This window comes from Stenotrophomonas sp. UBA7606, assembly GCF_002477705.1.
Classification (GTDB): Bacteria; Pseudomonadota; Gammaproteobacteria; order Xanthomonadales; family Xanthomonadaceae; genus Stenotrophomonas.
Map to the genome: position 1 here is coordinate 72,479 of NZ_DLJW01000133.1, position 21,825 is coordinate 94,303.

Genomic DNA, 21,825 nt, shown 5'->3' on the forward strand with positions numbered 1-21,825 from the left:
GCGGCTGGCCTATAAATAGGCATGCAAGCCACACCAACGGCGCCATTGCGGCGCTTAGGGACGCTTAGCCGATCGGTGGTCGGATCAGATGAGGCAAGGCAGGTGCCGCATGCCCTAGGGGCAGCGGCATGACATCCAGGCCCAAGGCCAGTTGCACCGAAACATGCAGGCGCGCCGGAAGTGCGCTCGCGCACGCGTGTACGCAGGCGCACCGGCACGCAGAAGACTTGCAGCAGTCGGGACCGGCATGGTCGCCATGCCCAGTGCCAGCCCTTTCAATCGAGGTGGCATCGGGATGATTCTCAGCACTGTGATGGGCGACGCAGTCTTCGTCGCCTTGCACCGCGGCAGCCACTTCGCTGGCCTGCGCTTCCATGGCCGGGTTCATACTGATCGACGCAAATGCCGACCACGCGCCGTTAAGCACGAGCATGACGATCAGGAGCAGTCGCAGTAGAAGTGAGGAGGCTGACACGGGCGACATTGTAAATCACTTTAGACAAGGCGCGTGTGTATCGGTCGTGAACAAAATCTCAAGTAGGCCTGAGATGCCGCCACTTGTCAGTCGCACTAGTCACGGCCACTGCAGCTCCCTCCAGGAGCGCCCAATGGGCGGGTTGAGGCGAAGGGTTGCCCATAGGGCTAGCGCTTGTTCGGTTTACTTCTCGGGTGTGGCCTCGATCAGCTTCACCAACTCCCGCTTCTGCTGCTTGCTTAGCGAGCCCCAGCGCAGGAGCAACTTGGCCAGCAGATCATCGTCGGTGTAAAGGAAGGCGGCGGGGATCCCCAACGCTTGGGCCAACCGCTTAGCAGTCTCCAGCTTGGGCTCGTGCTTGCCACGTTCGTACTGGTTGACTCGGGGGCTGGCCACGTAAGGATCCAGACCGGCCCGGATGCCCAACTCCTTCTGCGACAAACCCGTGTGCAGGCGGGCTTGTTGGAGGCGTCGAGCGAAGGTCGGTGTTGAGTCGACGGACAAAGTCACGCGCACCCCCCATGGAAACCCCATAAGGATGGCGGATGTGGGGTTAAGCCGAGATACGTGCAAAAATGCCCCCCAGAATTTTTTTTTCTTCCGTGAAATCATTTGGTTGCCGGATTTTTGTTGGTACCTGAACTGTCGGCGCGATCGGGCCGCAACTGCGCCAGCAACTGCTCCAAGGTGTCCTGGCGCACACCGGCACGCAACGCTTCGGCCTCGGCTTGTTCACGCCGTTCTCGCTCCTTGGCCAAGTCGGCGTGAGCATTGGCCAGCTTGACCCGTGCGCTCTCCAACGCTTGGGCGTCCTGGGTCCAGCGTGCCAGCAAGGCCTGGTACTCCGCAGCCGTAAGCCGCAGCGCGTCCAGCTCCTTCCGCTGGTCGTCCGCAGCTTGCCGCACCTGCGCCAGTTCCCTCTCTAGGCGGCTGTGGCGTTCCAGCCACTGCCCGTTGTCGCGGTTGAGCTGAACCAGTTCGTGGTTCTTGGCGGTCAGCGCCTCGTTGGCCTGGCGCAGCGCGACCTGCAGTTCCTGCACCTGGTGCTCGTGGCGGCGCTGTTCCTGTTCGCGTTGGTCCTTGACCGAGGTGCGGTAGTGCTCCAACGCCTCGCGAGCATGCTGGTGCTTCTGCTCCAGCGACTGGGCATGCGCCTCGTGCTCCGCCAGCCGCGCGGTCAGTCCCGCGATCCGTTCGCCGAGCTGCGCGACCTCGGTGACCCGTTCGGCCAAGGCCTGCTGGGCTGCGGCGTGGGTCGTCTTTTCTTCGCGTAAGGCAGTTTCAATGCGCTGAAGCTGCGCGCTCAGCGTGGACGCCTCCTGCTGGGTGCGTTCCAGCGCCTCGCTACGCTCCTGCAAGTGCGCTTCGAAGCGCTGCCGGGCCTCGGCGATTACAGCCTCGGCCTCCTCGTGTAGGCGACCGGCAAGCCGACCGACCAGGTCCTGTAGCGCGTCGCTGACCGCGACCTTGGCGCCAAGGCCTTGCCCTTCATCTTCTTCCAGCTCCTTCAGGTAGCGGTGAATGGTTGTCTTGGAGCCGGTGTTGCCCAGCGCCACCCGCACCGCGTCCACCGACGGGTGTTTGCCCTGTGCCCGCAGCGCATCGCGGGCCTTCTGGATGTCGCTCTTGTACAAGCCGCCGCGTGCCATCGCACTCTCCGACTATTTCGTAATGTATTACATACCACGTAATTACATACCAATCAAGTTACACTACTCGCCGAGTACGGGTCGTATCTAAAGGCGGGATAATGTGGAATTATCCCGCGTAACCAGCGTTTCGGCCATTTCAAGTCGTCAAAACAGTACGAAACCGCCCAAGGCTGGCGATCCCTGGGTAGTATGGCCCAGAGCGGAAAGGAGGCCAGCCGGGGTGCAAGCAGGCGCCGCCACCGAACTCGTTGGCCATCAAAGGACTGTGCATGCCGATCGAACGTATCGTCATCGACAATTTCAAGTCGTTTCGCCATCTGGACCTGCCCCTCAACGCCCACATGAACCTGGTGGTGGGCGACAACGAGGTCGGTAAGTCCACCCTGCTGGAGGCCATCCACGTGGTGGTCACCGGGCAACTGCATGGGCGCAATCTCGCCTACGAGCTCACGCCCTACCTGTTCCACCAGCCCGCGGTGCAGGAATATCTGGCGACCCTTGCTGCAGGCACGCCGGCTTCGCCGCCACGGATCTCCATCGAAGCCTATCTGGGCGCAGATGTCGCGCTGGCGTCGTTGCGCGGCACCAACAACTCCCTGCGCTTGGATACCGCCGGCATCCGGCTGCTGGTCGAGCTCAACGACGACTACCGCGAGGAGTTCAACGCCTACCTGCAGCAGCACCAGGGTGCGGTCAGCCTGCCGGTGGAGTACTACACGGTGCGCTGGTATTCCTTCGCCAACAATGGCGTCACCGCTCGCAGCATTCCGTTCGATTCGACCATCATCGACACTCACGGCATCAAGACCTTGTCCGGTGCCGATCGCTATATCGCCGGCATCATCGATCAGGCACTGACGCCTGCGCAGCGCGTCTCGCTGTCGTTGAGCTTCCGCCGCATGCGGCAGAGTTTTTCCGAAGAGGCGGACGTGGCGGCCATCAATGCGTACCTGACCGAGCACACCGGGGACATCAGCCACCGGGCGCTGACGGTGGGTGTGGACACATCGCCGCGCTCAACATGGGAAACCAGCTTGTCACCTTACCTGGATGAGCTCCCGTTCACCCAGGCCGGCAAGGGTGAGCAAAGCGCGGTGAAGATGAAGCTGGCGATGCACGCGGCCGGCGCTGCCCACGTGCTGCTGATCGAGGAGCCGGAGAACCATCTGTCCTATTCCAGCATGACCCAGCTGATCGACAAGATTGCGGCCCTCTCCACCGCCCAGCAGGTGATCATCGCCACCCACAGCAGCTTCGTGTTGAATAAGCTGGGCGTGGACAACGTGATCCTGTTCAGCGCGCAGGGCCAGATGAAGCTGGACCAGCTGCCGAGCGATACCCATGACTATTTCATGAAGCTGCCGGGCCACGACACGCTGCGATTGATCCTGGCCAAGCAGGCGATCCTGGTGGAAGGCCCTTCCGACGAGCTGATCGTGCAGCGCGCCTACAGCGACCACCATGGCGTGGCGCCGATGGCTCGCGGCGTAGACATCATTTCGGTCAAGTCGCTGGCATTCAAGCGCTTCTTGCAGATTGCAGATCGGCTGAAAATCCAGGCCAAGGTGATCACCGACAATGATGGCGATATCGCCGTTGTGCAGGAGCGCTATGCCGAACACATCAACGCGATCTATTACGATTCCGACGAAAGCGCCCCATCGCTGGAAGAGCAGCTGATCAAAGCCAACTCGCTGGCCGAACTCAATACCGTGCTGGGCAAGACGTTTGCCGATGAGGTGGCGCTGCTCAAGTACATGAAGGGCCATAAGACCGATACGGCCCTGGCGATCTTCAACAGCCCGCACTCGATCAGGTTCCCGGACTATGTCCAGCGCGCCATCACCTAACCGGGTCCTGCTTTCGGCGGCCGGCTCGGGCAAGACCACCTTGCTGGTCCGGCAGGCCCTGGAGCGGCCTGGGCGTCGCATCGCGATTGTCACCTACACGCTGGAGAATCTAGAAGAGATCCGGCGCTCGTTTGAGGTCCACGCCGGTGCGGTCCCCGTGCATGTCACTTTGCACAGCTGGTATGGCTTCCTGCTGTGCCAGTGCATCCGCCCGTACCAGGCAGCGCTTTGCCCTGAGCCTCGCATCGAGACCATCCTGTTCGTAGAAGGTGTCACCAATAACAGGGCCCCACGCACCCAGGTGGCGCGCCACTACTTGGCAGGCAACCGGATGTATTCGGACCGGGCGGCCGATTTCGCTGTGCGCTGCGATGAGCTCACCCAAGGTCAGGTCATGGCACGCCTGGCGGCCATGTACGACGAGCTCTACATCGACGAAGTTCAGGACCTCGCCGGCTTTGATCTGGATCTGGTCGAGCGGCTGTTGAAGAGCGGCATTGCCATCACGTTGGTGGGTGATACGCGGCAGGCGACGTATGCCACCAACTATGCTCAAAGGCACAGCCAGTATCGTGGACCCAATCTGGCAGCGCTGTTTCAGATTTGGGAGGCGGACGGCTTATGCCAGCTGGATCACCGCCTCATCAGCCTTCGCTGCGTCCAGGCCCTGTGCGATATGGCGGACACGCTCTATCCGCAGATGCCGCGAACCCAATCAGGCAATGGCGAGGTCACCGGGCACGATGGCATCTACCTCGTCGCTCCAGCGGATGTTGAAGCGTACATGCAGGAGTTTGCGCCCACCGTGCTCCGGCATGACCGGCGGCAAGCGTGCGACGGACTACCGGCCGTGAACTTTGGGCAGTGCAAGGGCCGCACCTACAGCCGGGTCCTCATCTTTCCGAACGGCCCGCTGACACAGTACCTGCGCACGGCAGATGCAGCGCGTATCACCGCCCCACCAAAGTACTACGTGGCCTTCACCCGGGCGCGGCAAAGCGTGGCCTTTGTGTATGCCGGCGCGTGCGCGTTGCCGGGTTATCAGCTCTATGCGCCCGCCAACGCAGACGCATAGAGCCACGGGCGATCACATTTTCTTCAAGGGCGCCGCGGTGGGCTGTGGTGGCACCGGACCCGGGTCGTTGAAGCACAGCATGACCTGATCGATGTCAAATTGATCGGCCAGCACGCGGGCGATCACCGCATGCACCAGGTCCAGGTCGACCGAGGGCGCAGCGACGGTGATGGTGGCCGCGATCGCACGACCGCGCTCTTTGGCGGGGACTAGGCGCAGGTCATCCACCGCTTTCACGCCGGGGTCGGTAAACATCGCCGTACGCACTTGTTCCAGCTCGGCTTCATTCATGTTGGCGGTGACTCCAGGGAATGTGATTGTCAGGCGGGATAGGTCTGAATCTTGCAATCAAAAAACACCGGCCTTGCCAGCAAGGTTGGTAGGCGGGGGACAGGCTCCGGCCGATGACGACTGTCGCCAGCGACCGCTGCAACCCTGAGCGCGCATCTTTGAGGCTCCGGTGGGCTTCGGGCGCATTGAAACCAGAAGTCGCCACCACGGACCTACCTCGGGGTATTGCTTCCGGCCGGTAGAAGACCTCCACAAACGTGATCTCGATGCGCCACCTCTCACAGAGCGAGACTGACGACGGGTGGTCCCATCCGCCCTTGCGTCATATTTGTCGCGCTCGCAGTTGTCAAGAATTAGCCTCCATGATTTGGATTGGTTGATCGGATCCTATTTCCTGCGAGGCTTGGACCGAAGCCCCGGTGGTCTGCGTTGCTTAATAGGTTGCTTCAATCTCCACCGGCTCCATTCACTAGTAGATCCTTCAGCTATGAAGGTGACCAGAACCCACTTCAGTAAGGGAGAGAACCCCACCTCAGCATCACGAAGCAGGTTGGCCCAATACCTTCCGACTAGGAAGGAGAATAGACTCATGGCAGTGACAGACGATGCGAACCACGGCCAACTGATGTCACTGACGTTCGCTTGGATGCCTTTCTTGTACATGTAAACTGCAAACACCAGAGCAGCGCACTGCATCGAGATCACAACCGCGGTCGGCGTCGCCCGGGCTCTGTGGAGGGCGGCGGCGAAGAGAGTCTCCGCAAACGAGAAGCCGATCAGCAATAGAGCTGCACTCAGCATCGCTGGACCGAACTCCGCAATTCCGGCGAGTGACAGCACGATTGGAAGGAATGCAAAGGGGAGTGGCTCCAAGCAGAGGGTTGGATAGAATTTCACGAACAGTGGCCATCTCTTTACCGCGACCAGAATGATGTCTTGCATCATCGCAACTACCAATGCAGCAGCCGCACTCGTTAGCGCAATCGACACCGGTATCCAAAACATCATCTCTTCTGATGCCGGCGCGAAGGGCACCATGGCCGCTGCGCCCCAAATCGCTGCGGCCAAGAACGCGCCAATTGGGAGTGCGGCTGGCTTCCACATGGTCATACTCTGATCAGAATACGTGGCCAAATAGTCAGGCGCTCAAGGTCTGCACTGACGGCTCTGCAGCCATGTCTACGCCTCACCGTCATAGGGCCTCCCTTCCCCGGGGGGGGGGCATAGGCCTTGATGGCGGTATCAGTCGATACCCAACCCGCGGCAGCGTCTGGATCATCTTTTCCTCAAACGGACCATCAATGCTTCGCCGCAGGCTGGACATCTGTGATCGCAGAAGATCCCCGTCGGGCAGGTCGTCACCCCAGAGAGTGTGCTCAAGCTGCCGCCTGGTCACAGCGGCAGGACTTGCCCGCATCAGCGCTTCAAGGAGCTTCCTGCAAGCTGGGTACAGATGCAGTCGTTTTCCAGCCCGTGTGGCCTCCAACGTTCTCAGGTCCAACGTGAGCTCTCCGATCAGCAGCCGCCTCCTTGTTACGCGTCCCTCCGTACGGGAAACCAACGCCTCTAGGCGAACTTCGAGCTCCGGGAGCTCAAAAGGCTTGGTCACATAGTCATCTGCACCGGAGCGGAAAGCGATGATTTTGTCCGAGAGCGCAACCTTTGCAGCCAACATCACAACAGGAACTGAAACACCGTGATTCAACCGCAGCCTTCTCAGAACCTCCGGGCCTTCCATGCGAGGAAGCATCCAATCAAGAATGACTGCGTCGTAACCATTGGACGCCGCAAAGTGAAGGCCGGCGATGCCGTCCCCGATGGTATCAAGCTGATGCCCTCGGGCCTCGAAGTAGGCCAGAATCTTCAAAGCGACTTCTCGATCGCGCTCAATCACTAGAATTCGCATGTCACGACTGACGGAAGCCAAGGAGCCTCAGCGCATTGAATACAACCAACAAGGTTGAACCTTCATGCACTGCCACAGCCGGTCCAATGCCAAGACCTAGGATGGTCGCAGGAACCAACAACGCTACGACGCCCAGGCTCACATACACGTTCTGACGGATCACCCGTTTCGTGCGTCGACTAAGCGCTACAGAGAATGCAACCTGTCTCAAATCCTCAGACATAAGCGCGACGTCGGCAGTCTCCAGCGCTACGTCCGAAGAGGCGGCACCCATTGCAATTCCGACGCTGGCATTAGCCATTGCGGGTGCGTCATTCACACCGTCGCCGACCATTGCCACTCGCTCCGTCTCCTTCAACTGACGTATTGCCTTCACCTTGTCGTCAGGCATGAGATTTCCCCATGCCTCGTTTAGACCCACGTCCGTTGCCACGGCTTGAGCTACAGTCTGGTGGTCGCCAGAGATCATGATCATTCGTTGGATGCCCAAGCGCCTTAGCTTGTCCAGGGCTTCACGCGCCTCTGGCCGGGGCGTATCCATAAGGCCGATGACACCTAGGTCGCGATCACCTAGGCGAACGGCCATCGTGGTTCTGCCGGCGTTACGGAGCTCCTCAATGGCAGACTCCGCACCCGCGGATAGAGCGCCAATGCCGTCGTTACCGAACATTTCTGCCTTTCCTATCCACACGTCAATGCCGTTCACCTTCGCCTGAACGCCTCTTCCAGCGAAGTTAGCGAGGTCTGTCGCTACCATGACCGGTCCATCGCCCAGGCGAGTATTACCATCTCGAACGATAGCTGCGGCCAAAGGGTGGTCACTTAAAGCCTCGACGGCGACGGCAACGTGAAGCAGTTCCTGCTCTGTCGTTCCCTGCATCACTTTGATGTCGGTAATTCGCGGCTTGCCTTCAGTGAGCGTTCCAGTCTTGTCGAACGCGATGGCGCGGATCATTCCTAGCTCTTCGAGTGGCGCCCCACCTTTGATGAGCACACCACCACGTGCCGCTCTTGCGATGCCCGCCAGAACAGCACTTGGCGTGGCTATGGCCAGTGCACAGGGGCTCGCTGCCACCAAAACTGCCATAGCACGATAGAAGCTGTCACGGAATGGCTCATCAACCACAACCCAGGAGAAAAGGAGGAGCACAGCCAGAATCAACACCGCGGGAACGAATACTCTCTCGAACTTGTCCGTGAAGCGCTGCGTGGGCGACTTCCTAGTCTCAGCCTCACTTACCATCTTGACGACGCGGGCCAGTGCCGATTCGCCTGATCGACGCGTGACTTCAACCTCCAGGGCGCCGGAGCCATTGATAGTGCCGGCGAAAACACGTGACTCCATTACCACCGAATCAGGTCGATCCCGTGCTAGAGCAGCGTCATTGACTGCCAGCTTATCAACCGGGATGCTTTCCCCGGTGACAGGGGCTTGGTCAACGCTGCTAGCCCCTTTGATAACGAATCCGTCCGCCGGCATCCGGTCATTGGGACGTACGACCACCACATCTCCAGGTATCAACGATTCAACCTGGACTTCCACGACCTGCCCATTCCTCAGCACCCTGGCAGTTTCTGGGGCAAGCTTGGCGAGAGCTTCTATCGCACGTTTAGCCCGGCCCATCGCGTAGTGTTCAAGGGCGTGACCGAGACTGAAGAGGAACAGAAGCAAGGCGCCTTCGGCCCATGCGCCGAGCGCGGCTGCGCCTGCCGCTGCAACCAGCATCAGCGTATCGATCTCAAAGCGCTTCAGCTTGATGTTCCCGATCGCCTCGCCAAGCGTGAACCAGCCGCCAAAGACGTAGGCTGCTACGTAAAACGCTGTGGGGATCCAGGGCGTTTGGGTCAACCCAAGCTTTTCAATCGCAAATCCCACGATCAGGAGCAGGCCGCAAGCAAGTGAGAAGATCAGCTCACTATTGCCACCTAGCGTGCCCCCGTGGGAATGACCGGGGTCCTGTCGGTCCTTGTGATCGTGTCCTTCGTGCTGATCCTTCAAATCTCCCCTCGGACTCGGTGGCTCTTGCGCTACACCCAGCGCCTCAAGCTTCGCTCTCAGCTCCGCCTCGCCTGTCTTGGCTCTCTCGTACTCGATGCTTATGCCACCAGCTGGGCTGGTGGTGGCTTCAATGACGCCTGGTACGGCCTGCACTTGCGCCGCAATTGTCCTTGCCTTTCGTGCGTGAACGGCCGAACCAAGCTCCAAGAAAAGGTGGCCATACCGATCACCCAACTCAATGCCCACGGATGCCGCCACCTCTCGCACTCGCTGAAGCGAGACGATCTCGGGGTCGTAATGAATGCAGAGCGTTCCGAGAGCTTCGTCGCTACCCTCGCGAATGTGCACGCGCGATACTCCCTCCATGTCCTGAAGACCAGCGACCAGCCTCTGGACGCAGCTGTCGTCCCGAGAGACACCTGGGAGTATTACTGGCAGTTCGAGTTCTGTGGTCAGGTTCATTTGTTCCCTCCAACGTCATAAAAATGGAACGGGAAGTCCGGCAGGCAGATGCTCTGCCGGGCCCAAACACTCCATCATTCAGTGGACAGTTTCCGGTTGCCCTTTCGGGCCTGCCTTGGCCAAGCGCCCCGCAAATGTCGGCAGCACAAGAAGTGTCAGTACTGTTGCGGTCAACAGGCCGCCAATGACCACCGTGGCGAGAGGCTTCTGCACCTCAGCACCAGATCCACTCGCAATAGCCATTGGAATGAAGCCAACGATCGCCACCAGCGCGGTGGTCACCACCGCGCGAATTCGGCTGCCGGCACCGTTCATTGCAGCGATCAATGGACTGTCACCTGCATCAAGCCTCTCTCTGATGGCTTGCATGAGCACCAATCCATTCAGGGTCGCAACACCCGATACCGCGATGAATCCGACGGCGGCAGATACCGAGAACGGCATACCACGCACCAGCAACGCGAGAATTCCGCCAACCAGGGCCAGTGGGACGCAGGTGAACACCAGGCCCGCCTCCTTTGCGCTGCCCAATGCCATGAACAGCAGGCTGCCGATCAATAGGAAGACAATCGGAACAACTGTCATGAGTCGCTTTTCAGCCCGCTGCAAGTTCTCGAACTGACCTCCCCACGTCATGTGGGCGCCCGGCGGAAGCTGTACGTCCTTCACCGCCGCCTGGGCCTCTCCAACAAACCCGCCCAAGTCACGACCGCGAACATTTGCCTGCACCACCACACGACGGCTTCCATTGTTTCGACTGATCTGGTTCGGCCCCTCGCTGATCTCAATGCGTGCGACAGAGGAGAGCGGCACGATGCCCCCAGTTGGAGTTGCAATCGGCAGTGACGCGAGCTGATCGGGGTCATTGCGTGCATCGTCGCCGAGGCGCACAACAACATCGAACCGGCGGTCGCCCTCGAAGATCTTGCCTGCCGCAGCGCCGCCAATACCGGTTGAAAGCGCGTCGCTCACGTCCGCTGCCGTGAGGCCATACTGCGCAGCTGCAAGATGATCGATTGCCACATTGAGCGTGGGCAGGCCGGAAATCTGTTCAACACGGACATCCGCTGAGCCCTGGACATTCCTCAGCTTCAGCGCGACCTGATCGGCAACAGCTTGCAGTTGCTCGAAGTTGTCGCCGTAGATCATGACGGCCAGGTCCGTACGCACGCCTGAGATCAGCTCATTGAAGCGCAGCTCGATGGGCTGGCTGAATTCAAAGCTGTTGCCTATCTGCGAGGCGGCGATCTTCTCAAACCTTGCAATCAGATCCTCCTTGCTCAGGGAAGAGTCTGGCCACTCCTTTCTCGGTTGAAGTACGATCACACTGTCGGAGATGTTGGTCGGCATGGGGTCGATAGCTGCTTCTGCAGTACCGGTCCGCGAGAAGACCGTCACAACCTCTGGTTCAGCAGCAATGGCCTTCTCCAGCGCCAATTGCATAGCCAACGATTGCTCAAGCGACGTAGATGGCACACGCAACGCTTGCATAGCGAGATTTCCCTCATCAAGCGTTGGCATGAACTCTCGACCCAGCATCGTAAAGCCGACCACGCCCATTGCGAGCATCACGAGGGCGCCAGCGAACACTGCCTTGGGCCTACGAATCGCCGCTTGGATCACCGGTTCGATGCGGCCGCGCAGGACGCGGATGATGGCTGTCTCATGTTCTTCGTCCTGGTCGCCCTCGTGTCCTTCCTTCTTCGCGTGGAGCTTGGGCTCCCTGACCAGCAGGGCAGCCATCGCCGGTACGAAGGTAAAGGAGAAGATGAATGCGCCAACGAGGGCGAGCATGAAGGTGGCGGCCATCGGGTGGAACGTCTTGCCTTCCACACCTTCCAAGGTAAGGATCGGTGCGAACACCAACAGGATGATCACCTGACCGAAGGCTGCAGGACGCGCCATCTTCCTCGCCGAGTCGGCGGCTACACGCAGTCGCTCCATGGCATTGAGGGGTCGGCCAAGTTCGGCACGCCGCTTGCCAAGCATCAGCAGGGTGGACTCGATCACAATTACCGCGCCATCTACAAGGATTCCGAAGTCCAGCGCACCCAGGCTCATCAGGTTGCCGCTGATACCGAACTTGTTCATGCCGATAACAGCGAACAGGAACGACAGCGGAATGACCAATGCGGTGATGGCTGCCGCACGCAGGTTGCCCAGGAGCAGGAACAGCACAACTACGACCAGCAGGGCACCTTCGGTCAGGTTCTTGGCGACAGTCTTGACAGTGGAGTTAACCAGCACACTACGGTCCAGCACTGGCTCTGCGAAGATATCGGCGGGCAGAGATTCATTGACCTGTGCCAGGCGCTCAGCTGCAGCTTGAGCGACGGTGCGGCTGTTGCCGCCGGCGATCATGAGCGCCGTGCCCAGTACCGCCTCATGACCATTTCGGCTAGCTGCACCAAGCCGTGGGGCGCGCCCCATACCGACCTCGGCAACATCGGCCACCCGGATGACCACACCGTCCTTGGTGGCAACGGGCGACTGAGCCAAGTCGTCGGTCGTAAGGGCAAGGCCGTCGGCCCGAACGACCAGGCCTTCGCCCGCACGCTGGACGAATCCGGCGCCAGCCTGGACGTTGGAGCGTTCCAGTGCTTGGACCAGATCGGCCAGACCCAAGTTGTATGCCGCCAGTCGAGCGCTGTCGGGGTAGATGCCGTATTCCTTGACGTACCCACCCACCGTATCAACACCGGCCAGGCCGGGGCTGGAGCGCATCTGTGGTGCGATGATCCAGTCCTGGACAGTACGCAGGTACGTTGCGCGCTCCTGGGCGGTTCCAAGACGATCGCCCTCTGGTGTCAGGTAGACCTCACCCTCTTGCCAGCCAGCCTGGCCGGGCTTGGCCAGCTTCTTGGGGTCGAATGGCTTGAAGTCCACCGTCCACATGAGAACCTCGCCCAGCCCGGTTGTAACCGGGGAGAGCATGGGGGACACGCCCTCGGGCAGATCTCCGGCAGCCTCCCGCATCCGCTCTGCCACCTGCTGGCGGGCGAAATAGATGTCGGTCTGATCAGTGAAGATCGCGGTGACCTGAGAGAAGCCATTGCGTGATAGGGAGCGAGTGGTGTTCAGACCTGGGATGCCGGCCAAGGCCGTCTCCAGAGGATAGGTGACCTGGCGTTCAATCTGCTCCGGAGTAAGGGCAGGTGCGATGGTATTGATCTGAACCTGGCGGTTGGTGATATCTGGTACAGCATCGACTGGCAGCTTGCTCAGTTGGAACAAGCCAAAGCAGGCAATCGAAGCAGCCAGAAACACCACGAGCCAACGGAACTTGACCGCTGCTTCAATGATGATCTTGAACATGGTGTATGAGTTCCCTTAGTGGCCGTGCTCGGCTTCGCCCTTGGCCAGTTCGGCCTTGAGCAGGAAGGCATTGGCGCCTACGAGGCGCTCACTACCTGTCAGACCGTTAAGGATTTCGATTCGATTACCTGCACGACGGCCAGCGAGTACCGGCGTTGCCTTAAAGCCTCCCTCGACAGCAACGAACACAACACTTCTGCCATCAACGCTTTGGACCGCATCCGCCGGGACGCTCATGCCTTCAGCTGCGCCATCGGCGATGATGACGGCCGAAACGGGGGAGCCGGCCGGTGGCAACTTCTCCGAAATTGGTTTGGCGCGAATGGTCGCGGTGCCTCCCTGCTGCATCACATTCGCAGCGGCGGCAATCACCTCAGCTTCGAAGCTTCCGCCCGGGCCAGTCACTTCCAGCTTCATTCCGGGCACCGCGAGAGTGGCCAGTGCTGGCGGTGCAGTGAATACGAGTTCATTCATGTCCGGATTGGAAACCTCCGCAACAAGCGTTCCAGCTGAGACGACACCACCGGGCGTCACTTGGACGTTGCCAACCACGCCAGCGACAGGACTGGAGATTGTCACCCGGCCGGAACTGTCCGGAGATCCACTGGCCGCTACCTGTGCACGTGCAGCACTAGCGGCGGCATCAGCGGCCAAAGAGCGCGCGCGCGAGGCCTCCAGCTCCTGGCGAGCCACTACGCCCTGCTCGACAAGAGACTTGTCGCGGCCGTAGGCCAGGCGGATGGCTTCGGCCTCCGCCGCAGCGGCAGTGGCGGCGGCTTTGAAGGTCGCAGCTTCTCCACTGACAATGATCACCAGGGGCTGGTTGCTCTTGACGGCTGTACCCGGCGCAACAAGCACGCGCTCAACGCGGCCGGTGACCGTTGAGGCGATGGCAGCACGCCCCCCGATGGCCGGCTCGACGCGACCTGCAAGGCGGGTCGATGCGCCACCGCCGCGGCCGACAGCCACCACGCCGATGCCAGATGCCTTGATCTGGTCAGGCGTCAGCTTGACTACACCTTCCTCGGACTCCTCTTCGCCATGTTCGCCATCACCATCACCTTCACTGTGCGCCTCGGCGGAGCCCGGCTTTGCGTCAGCTGCGTGATCGTCGTGACCATCATCCTTTCCAGCCGGCTTTTCTGCCTCCGTACCGGTGGATTTGGCATCCTCCTGCGCCCCGCCACTGCATGAGGTCAGCGCGCCGGTCATCATCAAGGTAGCCAGCAGCGTCGCTCCGATGAGCGTCTTGTTTCCGTACTTGTTCATTTTGCCTCCACAAACGGTGCGCGCCCTTCAAGGCGGGCGAGGTCGATTTCTGCTGCCACCCGGCTAAGACGGGCATCCACAGCACTGCCACGCGCAGCGATCAGGGTTGATCGCGTGCTGCGCAGCTCCAATTGCGATATACGACCTGCCTCGAATCCGATGCGGGCCAGCCGATAGGCTTCATCTGCGGCCTGTACGCTTTCATCCGCTGCTCGTACGCGGCTGTTGGATGCCTTGAGACTCGCTACCGCTCCCAAACGGGCCGCCTCACTGTCACGCCTCTGAGCCTCCAGAACCGCTTCGGCAGCACGTTGTTCCGCATAGGCCGCCTGGATCGCACCGCGGTTACGATCGAATAGGGGGATCGAAAGGCTGATGCCCACGTTGTAAGCTTGGTCGCCCGCTTGGCGGAAGCGCGTCTGAGCCACGGATGCACTCAGTTGTGGCAACGCACGCTTGCGCTCGACATCGATAAGGCGGCCGGAGGCTTCCGCTTCAGCTTGGGCAATGCGAACGGCAAGCGGGGCGACCTCAATAGCGACTGGGTGAGAGGGCACGCGGTCAAGCAGGCTTTCACCGATGTCGGTCAGGGGGCTGTCCACCAAGGACACGCCGGCCAGGCGAGCAAGCGCCGCATCCCGGTAGGCCTCGGCCTCATCCAGGCTTGCCTTTGCATTGGCGACCTCGCTCCGTGCCTGCACACCGCGCAGGTTGGGCTCACGTCCCTCGCTGACCATCGCAGCTACCGCCTTGGCGTCCTGTTCAATCAAGGCCAATGCCTCGCTGGCCAACTCATATCGGCGCAGCGCAGCCTCTGCTTCGGCGTATGTCGCCGCCAGGCGACCCGCTGCGTCACTGCGCATCAGATCACCCCGCAAGCCTGCAGCCCCAGCCTCCGCACGCGCGGCGCGCACTCGGGCCCCTCGTTGACCCCAAATCTCCAGCGGCTGGGAGAGGGTGACAATGCTGTCAGCGTTTGAGAAACCTTTGTAGGGACCAGTGCCGTAGGCGTTCTCCGCTTCGATGGAGACCGTCGGATTGGGCAGTGCCCGAGCCTGTTGTACCCGCGCCTCGGCTGCCTCAGCCAGCGCGACGCCTTGGACCGTCGCAGGCATCTGGTTCAAGCGAGAAAGCAACGATTCGTAAGATGGTGCAGTTTGAGCAGCTACATGTCCGATTGGCACCAACGCCAACAGAATAGCGACAGTCAACCCGGTCGCTGAAAGCGACCGGCCTGGCAAAATCGACATAAAAACTCCCGTAAATTATCTGAGCGAACGACCCGCAAGTGCGAGGCAGAGCCAGATCAGATACGGGGGGGGCGCATGGGACCGTCGAGTCGTAGCGCGTAGACGTCCACGTGCTCGGTACTGTGCAGCGAGATCCGGCCATCGGCGAACAGATCGTCGTGACCGGCAGCTGGGAGGCTTGCCGTTGAATGGTGGCAATGCCCATGGCCACAGGCATCGGCACTGGACGAATCCTTGCTCTTGCTCGACTCGGAGTCTGAATCACTTTGCAAGGCGTGCACATCGCCCACGCTGACCGTCGCTTCTTGCGCGCACGCCAATGCCTCGGCCACAGGCACGACCACGAACGCCGCCAAAAGCAGCAGCATCAGGTATATACGAATAGCAGGCAGAGAGCGACGCATTGGGAAAGGTTAGCAACCTCTTTTGGACGGATACAATTACATAAAAACACTACGGTGGCTGTGCTTGAACGCACCCTAGCCCCGTTCAGGTCGGGACCCAGGGAATCAACCCACAAGGATAACGGCCCATGTGAGGGCGACATTGCAAAGAGCCACGAACACAGCGGCCGAACCCATATCTTTAGCGCGACCCGCCAGCTCATGGATCTCTGGGCCATACCGTTCGATAACCGCTTCGATGGCGGAGTTCAGCAGCTCCAAGGCCAGAACAGCCAGCACGCTCCCCATTAGAAGTGCTCGCTCAACCGCTGAGTGGCCCAGCAGAATCGCTGCCGGTAGTGCCACCACGGCCGCGACAACCTCGAGTCGAAACGAGGATTCATGCAGCCAAGCTGATCGTAGTCCTTGGAGGGACCAGCGGAGCGCCTTGAAAACGCGGGCAATGCTCCGCGGACGATGACCGTACATATCTGCCACTGTGTTGCTTCCTTAATTTAGGACCCCAAGAGCCGCTGCTGGGCGCTTCCAGCAGCGTGCTCGTTGTCGCCCGTTATGAAGTGGACCCGGCGTTGATGGAACAACCGGAGAAAAGATTCAGGCTTTCGTCCAACGACTTCGTCCGGACGTTCATGAGGCCGAGTACAGAATGGAAGAGGTTGTCGTGGCTGGCCGGGCGGTTTGATCGGTCCCGGACACATTGAAGGTCCAGGTTGTTGCTGCTCTTCATGCCCTCGGACATCCACATGACCATGGGCACTTTGATCTGAGTGTCGGGAGCAATGGCATAGGGGAGACCGTGGAGATAGACGTTCGCCTCTCCCAGTGACTCACCGTGGTCGGAAACGTAGATCAATCCAGTGTCATGGCTCTGATCCTGCTCAAGCATCCGGATGGTCTTTCCAAGGAAGTCATCTGTCGCAAGGACTGCGTTGTCATACGCATTGACGATCTGCTGGCGCGTGCACTTGCCCAGATCTGCATTGCGGCAGTCAGGCGTGAACTTCCTCAGATCCTCGGGATATCGCTTGTAGTAGCTCGGCCCGTGGTTCCCCAGCTGATGCAGAACGACCACAACATCACCCGGATTGTCATCGATAGCGTCATGCAATCCCCGCAACATGATCTCATCGCGACACGCTTGGTCATCGCACAACCCATCCTTGGTAGGCACGCGGAAGGACTCAAACGCCAGGTCCGCGCAAACCCCCTTGCAACCTGTCTGGTTGTCCCGCCATAACGTCTTGATGCCAGCTCGCTCAAGCACATGGAGCAGCGACTCTGAGCCCCTGATCTTGTCTCGATCGTAGTCTCGCCTTCCATACACCGAGAACATACAAGGCACGGAAACTTCAGTATTTGACCCGCAGGCAGTCACGTCCGAGAAGTTGACGACGTCCAACGCTGCCAACTGTGGCGTTGTCTGTCTGCCGTATCCATTCAAACCCCAGTTCTGCGCACGAACCGTCTCACCTACAACGATGACCAAGAAGTGGGGCTTCGCGCCTGGCGGATGAGGCGTCATCATGGCATCGGGGCCAACCACTTGGATCGGACCGCGCTCCGCACGGGTGTCTTCTCGCACAACCTTCGCAATGGAAGCGATGTAGTTTCCAGGGTTTGCAAGGTATCTGACTTGCTTGTGATTGCGTATGAGTGATGAGAGGTCGTCGAATGACGCAATTGCCGCGCCAACGATTACAACAACCGCCATGCCAAGTAGAAGCACTCTTGCAAGTATCGCCCGCGTCACATTGGAAGAACGTTGGAGCCTTACCATGCATACCGCGATAGCTGGCACGACGCCTTTAATTAGTACCGCAAGAAAGAAGCCCCAGGTCAGCAACTCTCCGGCTTCAGCGCCGTCGGTCTTCAGCACATTTCGTACCATGCTGGCGTCGAAGTAGACGCTGTAATTGTCTGAATAGTAGGCAGCAGTAGCGGACACGACGAGAAGCAATGCAAGAACCGGCTTCACCGTCCATCGAACGCATAGCAATCCGAGAATGAGCACATTCAAGGCAGTGAGGATCGCTCCCGTAGAGATAACAAGTAGCGCACGAGCTGCTCCGTCCGCACCACTCTTCGCAATTACTTCTGCGAAGAACGCGCTGTTGAGAAAGAACGTGAAGTACATCGCCACGATGATAATCAACGTGTTGACGCCCAGCTGCGGGCCGCAGATGGGCTTGCCAAGACGGCCCAGTGGATCTGAGCCTAGGCCCCCGCGCGAACTGCCTCGGTTGAATTCTGTTTTCACGTAATGCATTGGTGATTCCTTTTTATTGACCACCGCGCGCGCCCCTAGCGCACACGGCCGCCATTGCGCGTTCCTAGATGGAAAGCCATCCACACATATGCAACGCCTGACACCAGCGAAGGGGCCAGGACCGCGGTCCGCAGGTTTTGGGTCAGTGACAGCAGTGCAGCCGAGATCCACATGAAGAGACGCTTGTCTGGGTGCAGCTCCGCTCCCCGACGCGGGAACAGCGAGCTTCCGGTTGCCACCATTTGGGTGGCAACCAAGGCAAATCTCGGTTCGTCGACAGGCCCAAAATCGCGCACACCAAGAGATGCGCCGATGGCAAGCACGGAGGTTGCCATCAGTAGTGCCGCTCGATCGCGTGCAGTTCGGAGATTGGTAGATGTTGAGAAGGGCATTCAGGTCGCCTTCTTCAAGGCGGCGCAGTACTGGCCGGCGACTGCACGTGCAGCCACGCGTCGGCCGAGCGCACGGAGCGCCCAGCAACAAGATGTGTTCATGGAAAGACCTACACAAAGGTGATCGCAGAAGGACTGACAGGCGCGTTGCGCCTTTTATGCGATCAAAGCCTGGGAGGTCTAATCAGCGTGTCCGGGATGTGGGACGTCATGGGCTGTTCGTAGAACGTGTGCCCGCCTTCATTTCTTGCGGCTTCGGCACTGGTGAAACCGTTGGACGCCACAAAAGTGCTGCTGTGGTGGCAGTGACCGTGACCACAAGCGGCATGCGCCTTATCGGGGTGGCCATCGCCTGGCCCTGCCACTTCCTGGTGTGACTGCTCCTCAGAGAAGCAGACCGAAGCATCAACGACAGGCACGATGATCATCACTGCGAGCAGCAGTGCCAGAGCGTAGCGCTTGGCATGGATGACAATGGAAGGCACGTGTGGCTAGGACTGATACATTTGAGGCCGGAAAGATACCTTGGGTACCGCTCATCAGCAAGCTGACGCTTATTCATCAATCTCGCGGGCTCGAGTGGCCTCTGCGAGTCAGGTGGCCAGGCAAAAGCTGGCGCGGGAAATTGACGGAATCCGGCATCCGAAGAACAGAAAGTTAACGTTTTGCCTGAGCTTCCGCACGGTCACGCAGATTGAGCTGCGACGGATTAGGTCGGGGGCCAGCTGCGCCACGTGACAGTGCCGGGTTCAAGCGCAGCCGCCAGAGTCCGAGCTCAGTCGGCCAAGCCTGGTCATGCAGCCGTCTTGCGCGCGTCGGCACCTGCCCGGCGGGCATCACCTAAAATCTCGAAGGCTTCCTTGATCACATACAGGCCGATCAGGGCGCCGATCACGAAATCCGGGTACGGGCTGGCCAGCCACCACACCAACAGACCGGCCAGGATCACCCCAACATTGGCGACCACATCGGCCCGCGTGAACAGCCACGTCGCTCGCAGATGCACTTCGCCGGACTTTAGCGGTGCCAGCATGCGCAGCACCGCCATATTGACCGCCAGCGACAGCAGGGCGGTGCCAATCATCCAGCCGCTGACCGGCTCGGCGCCGTACATCACCCGGCGGCCCACCTCAACCAACACGCCCACACCCAGCACAAGCAGCACGCTGCCGCTGACCCAAGCGGCATTGGCCTTGAAGCGCGCCGTGCGCCCGATAGCGACCAGGCCAATGGCATAGGCGGTGGCATCGGACAGCATGTCCAGAGCGTCGGCCAGCAGGCCAGTGGAATGGGCAATCCAGCCGGCGATGCCGCCGATCACGGCCATCGCCGCGTTCAACGCTAGGGCGATCCAGAGGACGCGCCGCTCCTGCGCATTCTTGGCCTCGTGGTGGCAGCCGCAATCACTCATCGGAACATCTCCAGTCGCAGGGAAGCCGGGCCCGGGCGGGTCGCTGGCATGACACAGCAGGTGAGTGTAAAGTCCGTAGCTACTACGGAGTCAAGCGTACTACGAATGAAAATCAGTGAGGCTGCCGACGCCAGTGGATGCCACCTGGAGACGATCCGCTATTACGAGCGGATCGGCCTGTTGCCGCGCCCGGGGCGCTCGGGCAATGGCTACCGGGTCTATGGCCCGGCCGACATCGAGCGGCTGCGCTTCATTGCGCGCGGCCGGGACCTAGGCTTCAGCCTGGAGGAGGTCCGCAGCCTGCTGCAGCTGGCCGGCGATGAGGAGCTTTCGTGCGGGGACGTGGACCGGCTGGCACGCAGCCATCTGACCGACGTGCGGGCGCGCATGGCCGACCTGGAGCGCATGGCCACCGAGTTGGAACGGGTGATTGCCAGTTGCCACGGTGGGCAGCGGGCTGAATGCACCATCCTGTCGACCCTGCGGCAGCCGGTCGCTGTGGAGGCCACGCGCCAGTGACCGAACTGGACCGCTACCTCGATGCAGCCACGCGCCAGAACACGGTGCGCAGCTATGCGTCGGCGCTGCGGCACTTCGAGGTTGAATGGCAAGGCCACCTCCCAGCGACACCGGACAGCGTGGCGCGGTACCTGGCCGCGTATGCGCAGACCCTAGCCGCCAGCACGCTTCGCCACCGGCTGGCCGCCATTGCCTCTTGGCACCGCGACCACGGCTTTGTCGACCCGACCCGGTCGCCGCTGGTGCGCAAGGTGCTCAAAGGCATCCAGACCCTGCACCCGGGCCAGGTCAAGCAAGCCGCGCCGCTGCAGATTCGGCGGCTGGTCGAGCTCGATGACTGGTTGGCTGCCGCGATCGCGGCGGCGCATGCCCGGGGCGACGGAGCGGCGGCGCTGCGCCATCAACGCGACCGAGCGTTGGTGCTGCTCGGATTCTGGCGGGGCTTCCGTGGCGATGAACTGCTGCGTCTGGACGTGGCCCATCTCACGCTGGTGCCGGGACAGGGGATGACCTGTTTCCTGCCGCGCAGCAAGGGCGACCGCCAGGCCGCCGGCGTCACCTACAAGGTGCCGGCGTTGTCGCGGTTGTGCCCGGTGGAGGCGACCCAGGTGTGGCTGCAGGCGGCCGACCTGCACGAAGGGCCGGTGTTTCGGGCGGTTAACCAATGGGGCCAGGTGAGCGCCGAGGGCCTGCATCCCAACAGCTTGGTGCGCCTGCTACGCGAGTTGCTGACCAGTGCCGGCTTTGCCGATGCGGGGCTCCACAGCAGCCATTCGTTGCGCCGCGGCTTTGCCAGCTGGGCCAACGACCAAGGCTGGGACATGAAGGCGCTGATGGAGTACGTGGGCTGGCGCGATGTGCAGTCGGCCATGCGCTATCTCGACGGGCGTGACCCCTTTGCCCGTGACCGCATTGAAGCAAGCCTGCCCAGTCCAACCGCGCCGGTACCGGCGATGGCACTGCCGGCGCCCGAGGGCAAACCGGCCTTGCAGCTGCGCCTGCGCATGGTGCTGACCCCGTTTGCCCGCACGGGCCGCGGCGCGGCCAAGGCCCGAGGCCGGATCGAAGAGATCTGCTTGGCCCCGTTCCAGGCTGTGCGCCTGAACACTGCCAGCAGCGAGTACCAGTTGACTGTTCCCACCGATCCCGACCGGGATCTGGATGAAATCCTGGCCACGTTGCTCGATGACATGCACCGCATGGCCGATACGCACCAGTGTTTCCTGGAAGCGTCTCTCAATACAGACGACGGCCGGCACTGGGATTGATCCCCTCATAACCTCCGGATC

The 21,825-nt window shown here is 60.7% G+C and carries 18 protein-coding genes; 4 read left to right on the forward strand and 14 right to left on the reverse strand.

Translation table 11 applies throughout. The annotated features are described in order from the left end of the window. Window positions 1–64 precede the first annotated feature (64 nt). The 3 genes from B2527_RS18925 to B2527_RS18935 form a co-directional block, all read right to left on the reverse strand. Window positions 65–484 carry a CopL family metal-binding regulatory protein gene (locus B2527_RS18925; RefSeq protein WP_080354476.1) on the reverse strand — a complete coding sequence of 140 codons (420 nt, stop codon included), beginning with the start codon at window positions 482–484 and terminating at the stop codon, window positions 65–67. Between the two features lie 174 nt (window positions 485–658). Continuing rightward, window positions 659–1,009: a helix-turn-helix domain-containing protein gene (locus B2527_RS18930; RefSeq protein WP_017354987.1), complete on the reverse strand. Its 351-nt coding sequence runs from the start codon at window positions 1,007–1,009 to the stop codon at window positions 659–661. 74 nt (window positions 1,010–1,083) lie between these two features. Beyond that, window positions 1,084–2,124 (reverse strand): DNA-binding protein, encoded by a 1,041-nt coding sequence (locus B2527_RS18935; RefSeq protein WP_017354988.1) that lies wholly within the window; start codon window positions 2,122–2,124, stop codon window positions 1,084–1,086. A 272-nt stretch (window positions 2,125–2,396) separates the two neighbouring features. Here B2527_RS18935 and B2527_RS18940 point away from each other — a divergent pair, with 272 nt between their 5' ends. Together B2527_RS18940 and B2527_RS18945 are read left to right on the forward strand one after the other, a co-directional pair. Continuing rightward, window positions 2,397–3,977 (forward strand): ATP-dependent nuclease, encoded by a 1,581-nt coding sequence (locus B2527_RS18940; RefSeq protein WP_017354989.1) that lies wholly within the window; start codon window positions 2,397–2,399, stop codon window positions 3,975–3,977. Then, window positions 3,955–5,052: a UvrD-helicase domain-containing protein gene (locus B2527_RS18945; protein ID WP_017354990.1), complete on the forward strand. Its 1,098-nt coding sequence runs from the start codon at window positions 3,955–3,957 to the stop codon at window positions 5,050–5,052. The genes B2527_RS18940 and B2527_RS18945 overlap by 23 nt, the downstream gene beginning before the upstream one ends. 12 nt (window positions 5,053–5,064) lie before the next feature. On the opposite strand, the gene B2527_RS18950 is transcribed toward B2527_RS18945, so the two are convergent. From B2527_RS18950 to B2527_RS19000, 11 genes are all read right to left on the reverse strand, one after another. After that, on the reverse strand, window positions 5,065–5,343 hold the full coding sequence (locus tag B2527_RS18950; protein WP_027080079.1) for a hypothetical protein: 279 nt from the start codon (window positions 5,341–5,343) through the stop codon (window positions 5,065–5,067). Window positions 5,344–5,730: 387 nt separating this feature from the next. Continuing rightward, the gene (locus tag B2527_RS18955) at window positions 5,731–6,453 is read right to left on the reverse strand and encodes a hypothetical protein (protein WP_017354992.1); all 723 of its coding nucleotides are present in this window, start codon (window positions 6,451–6,453) and stop codon (window positions 5,731–5,733) included. Between the two features lie 82 nt (window positions 6,454–6,535). Then, a complete protein-coding gene (locus B2527_RS18960; protein WP_017354993.1) occupies window positions 6,536–7,249 on the reverse strand; it encodes a response regulator transcription factor in 714 nt (237 codons plus the stop codon). Between the two features lies 1 nt (window position 7,250). Further along, window positions 7,251–9,710, reverse strand: a complete 2,460-nt coding sequence (locus B2527_RS18965; protein ID WP_293717254.1) for a heavy metal translocating P-type ATPase — start codon at window positions 9,708–9,710, stop codon at window positions 7,251–7,253. Window positions 9,711–9,788: 78 nt separating this feature from the next. Further along, entirely contained in the window at window positions 9,789–13,025 is a 3,237-nt protein-coding gene (locus B2527_RS18970; RefSeq protein ID WP_293717255.1) for an efflux RND transporter permease subunit, read from the reverse strand. Window positions 13,026–13,040: 15 nt separating this feature from the next. Next, window positions 13,041–14,240: an efflux RND transporter periplasmic adaptor subunit gene (locus B2527_RS18975; RefSeq protein ID WP_399622552.1), complete on the reverse strand. Its 1,200-nt coding sequence runs from the start codon at window positions 14,238–14,240 to the stop codon at window positions 13,041–13,043. 50 nt (window positions 14,241–14,290) lie between these two features. Beyond that, window positions 14,291–15,544 carry a TolC family protein gene (locus tag B2527_RS18980; protein ID WP_017354996.1) on the reverse strand — a complete coding sequence of 418 codons (1,254 nt, stop codon included), beginning with the start codon at window positions 15,542–15,544 and terminating at the stop codon, window positions 14,291–14,293. A gap of 56 nt (window positions 15,545–15,600) precedes the next feature. Further along, window positions 15,601–15,912: a hypothetical protein gene (locus B2527_RS18985; RefSeq protein ID WP_017354997.1), complete on the reverse strand. Its 312-nt coding sequence runs from the start codon at window positions 15,910–15,912 to the stop codon at window positions 15,601–15,603. A gap of 141 nt (window positions 15,913–16,053) precedes the next feature. Next, entirely contained in the window at window positions 16,054–16,425 is a 372-nt protein-coding gene (locus B2527_RS18990) for a diacylglycerol kinase (protein ID WP_017354998.1), read from the reverse strand. Between the two features lie 73 nt (window positions 16,426–16,498). Further along, window positions 16,499–18,214, reverse strand: coding sequence for a phosphoethanolamine transferase (locus tag B2527_RS18995; RefSeq protein WP_017354999.1), 1,716 nt, complete (start codon window positions 18,212–18,214; stop codon window positions 16,499–16,501). A gap of 1,185 nt (window positions 18,215–19,399) precedes the next feature. Then, window positions 19,400–20,017, reverse strand: a complete 618-nt coding sequence (locus tag B2527_RS19000; protein WP_014159605.1) for a cation transporter — start codon at window positions 20,015–20,017, stop codon at window positions 19,400–19,402. Window positions 20,018–20,122: 105 nt separating this feature from the next. On the opposite strand from B2527_RS19000, the gene B2527_RS19005 reads away from it, so the two are divergent. Continuing rightward, complete coding sequence (locus B2527_RS19005; protein ID WP_014159604.1) at window positions 20,123–20,536, forward strand: MerR family transcriptional regulator; 414 nt, start codon at window positions 20,123–20,125, stop codon at window positions 20,534–20,536. After that, the gene (locus B2527_RS19010) at window positions 20,533–21,804 is read left to right on the forward strand and encodes a site-specific integrase (RefSeq protein ID WP_017355000.1); all 1,272 of its coding nucleotides are present in this window, start codon (window positions 20,533–20,535) and stop codon (window positions 21,802–21,804) included. Before B2527_RS19005 ends, B2527_RS19010 begins: the two co-directional genes overlap by 4 nt. Window positions 21,805–21,825: the final 21 nt, after the last annotated feature.

Excerpts from the sequence above, each read along its gene's own strand:
- B2527_RS18925 (WP_080354476.1), bottom strand. The coding sequence starts at position 484 with ATGTCGCCCGTGTCAGCCTCCTCACTTCTACTGCGACTGCTCCTGATC.
- B2527_RS18930 (WP_017354987.1), bottom strand. The coding sequence starts at position 1,009 with ATGGGGTTTCCATGGGGGGTGCGCGTGACTTTGTCCGTCGACTCAACA.
- B2527_RS18935 (WP_017354988.1), bottom strand. The coding sequence starts at position 2,124 with ATGGCACGCGGCGGCTTGTACAAGAGCGACATCCAGAAGGCCCGCGAT.
- B2527_RS18940 (WP_017354989.1), top strand. The coding sequence starts at position 2,397 with ATGCCGATCGAACGTATCGTCATCGACAATTTCAAGTCGTTTCGCCAT.
- B2527_RS18945 (WP_017354990.1), top strand. The coding sequence starts at position 3,955 with ATGTCCAGCGCGCCATCACCTAACCGGGTCCTGCTTTCGGCGGCCGGC.
- B2527_RS18950 (WP_027080079.1), bottom strand. The coding sequence starts at position 5,343 with ATGAATGAAGCCGAGCTGGAACAAGTGCGTACGGCGATGTTTACCGAC.
- B2527_RS18955 (WP_017354992.1), bottom strand. The coding sequence starts at position 6,453 with ATGACCATGTGGAAGCCAGCCGCACTCCCAATTGGCGCGTTCTTGGCC.
- B2527_RS18960 (WP_017354993.1), bottom strand. The coding sequence starts at position 7,249 with ATGCGAATTCTAGTGATTGAGCGCGATCGAGAAGTCGCTTTGAAGATT.
- B2527_RS18965 (WP_293717254.1), bottom strand. The coding sequence starts at position 9,710 with ATGAACCTGACCACAGAACTCGAACTGCCAGTAATACTCCCAGGTGTC.
- B2527_RS18970 (WP_293717255.1), bottom strand. The coding sequence starts at position 13,025 with ATGTTCAAGATCATCATTGAAGCAGCGGTCAAGTTCCGTTGGCTCGTG.
- B2527_RS18975 (WP_399622552.1), bottom strand. The coding sequence starts at position 14,240 with ATGATGACCGGCGCGCTGACCTCATGCAGTGGCGGGGCGCAGGAGGAT.
- B2527_RS18980 (WP_017354996.1), bottom strand. The coding sequence starts at position 15,544 with ATGTCGATTTTGCCAGGCCGGTCGCTTTCAGCGACCGGGTTGACTGTC.
- B2527_RS18985 (WP_017354997.1), bottom strand. The coding sequence starts at position 15,912 with ATGCTGCTGCTTTTGGCGGCGTTCGTGGTCGTGCCTGTGGCCGAGGCA.
- B2527_RS18995 (WP_017354999.1), bottom strand. The coding sequence starts at position 18,214 with ATGCATTACGTGAAAACAGAATTCAACCGAGGCAGTTCGCGCGGGGGC.
- B2527_RS19000 (WP_014159605.1), bottom strand. The coding sequence starts at position 20,017 with ATGAGTGATTGCGGCTGCCACCACGAGGCCAAGAATGCGCAGGAGCGG.
- B2527_RS19005 (WP_014159604.1), top strand. The coding sequence starts at position 20,123 with ATGAAAATCAGTGAGGCTGCCGACGCCAGTGGATGCCACCTGGAGACG.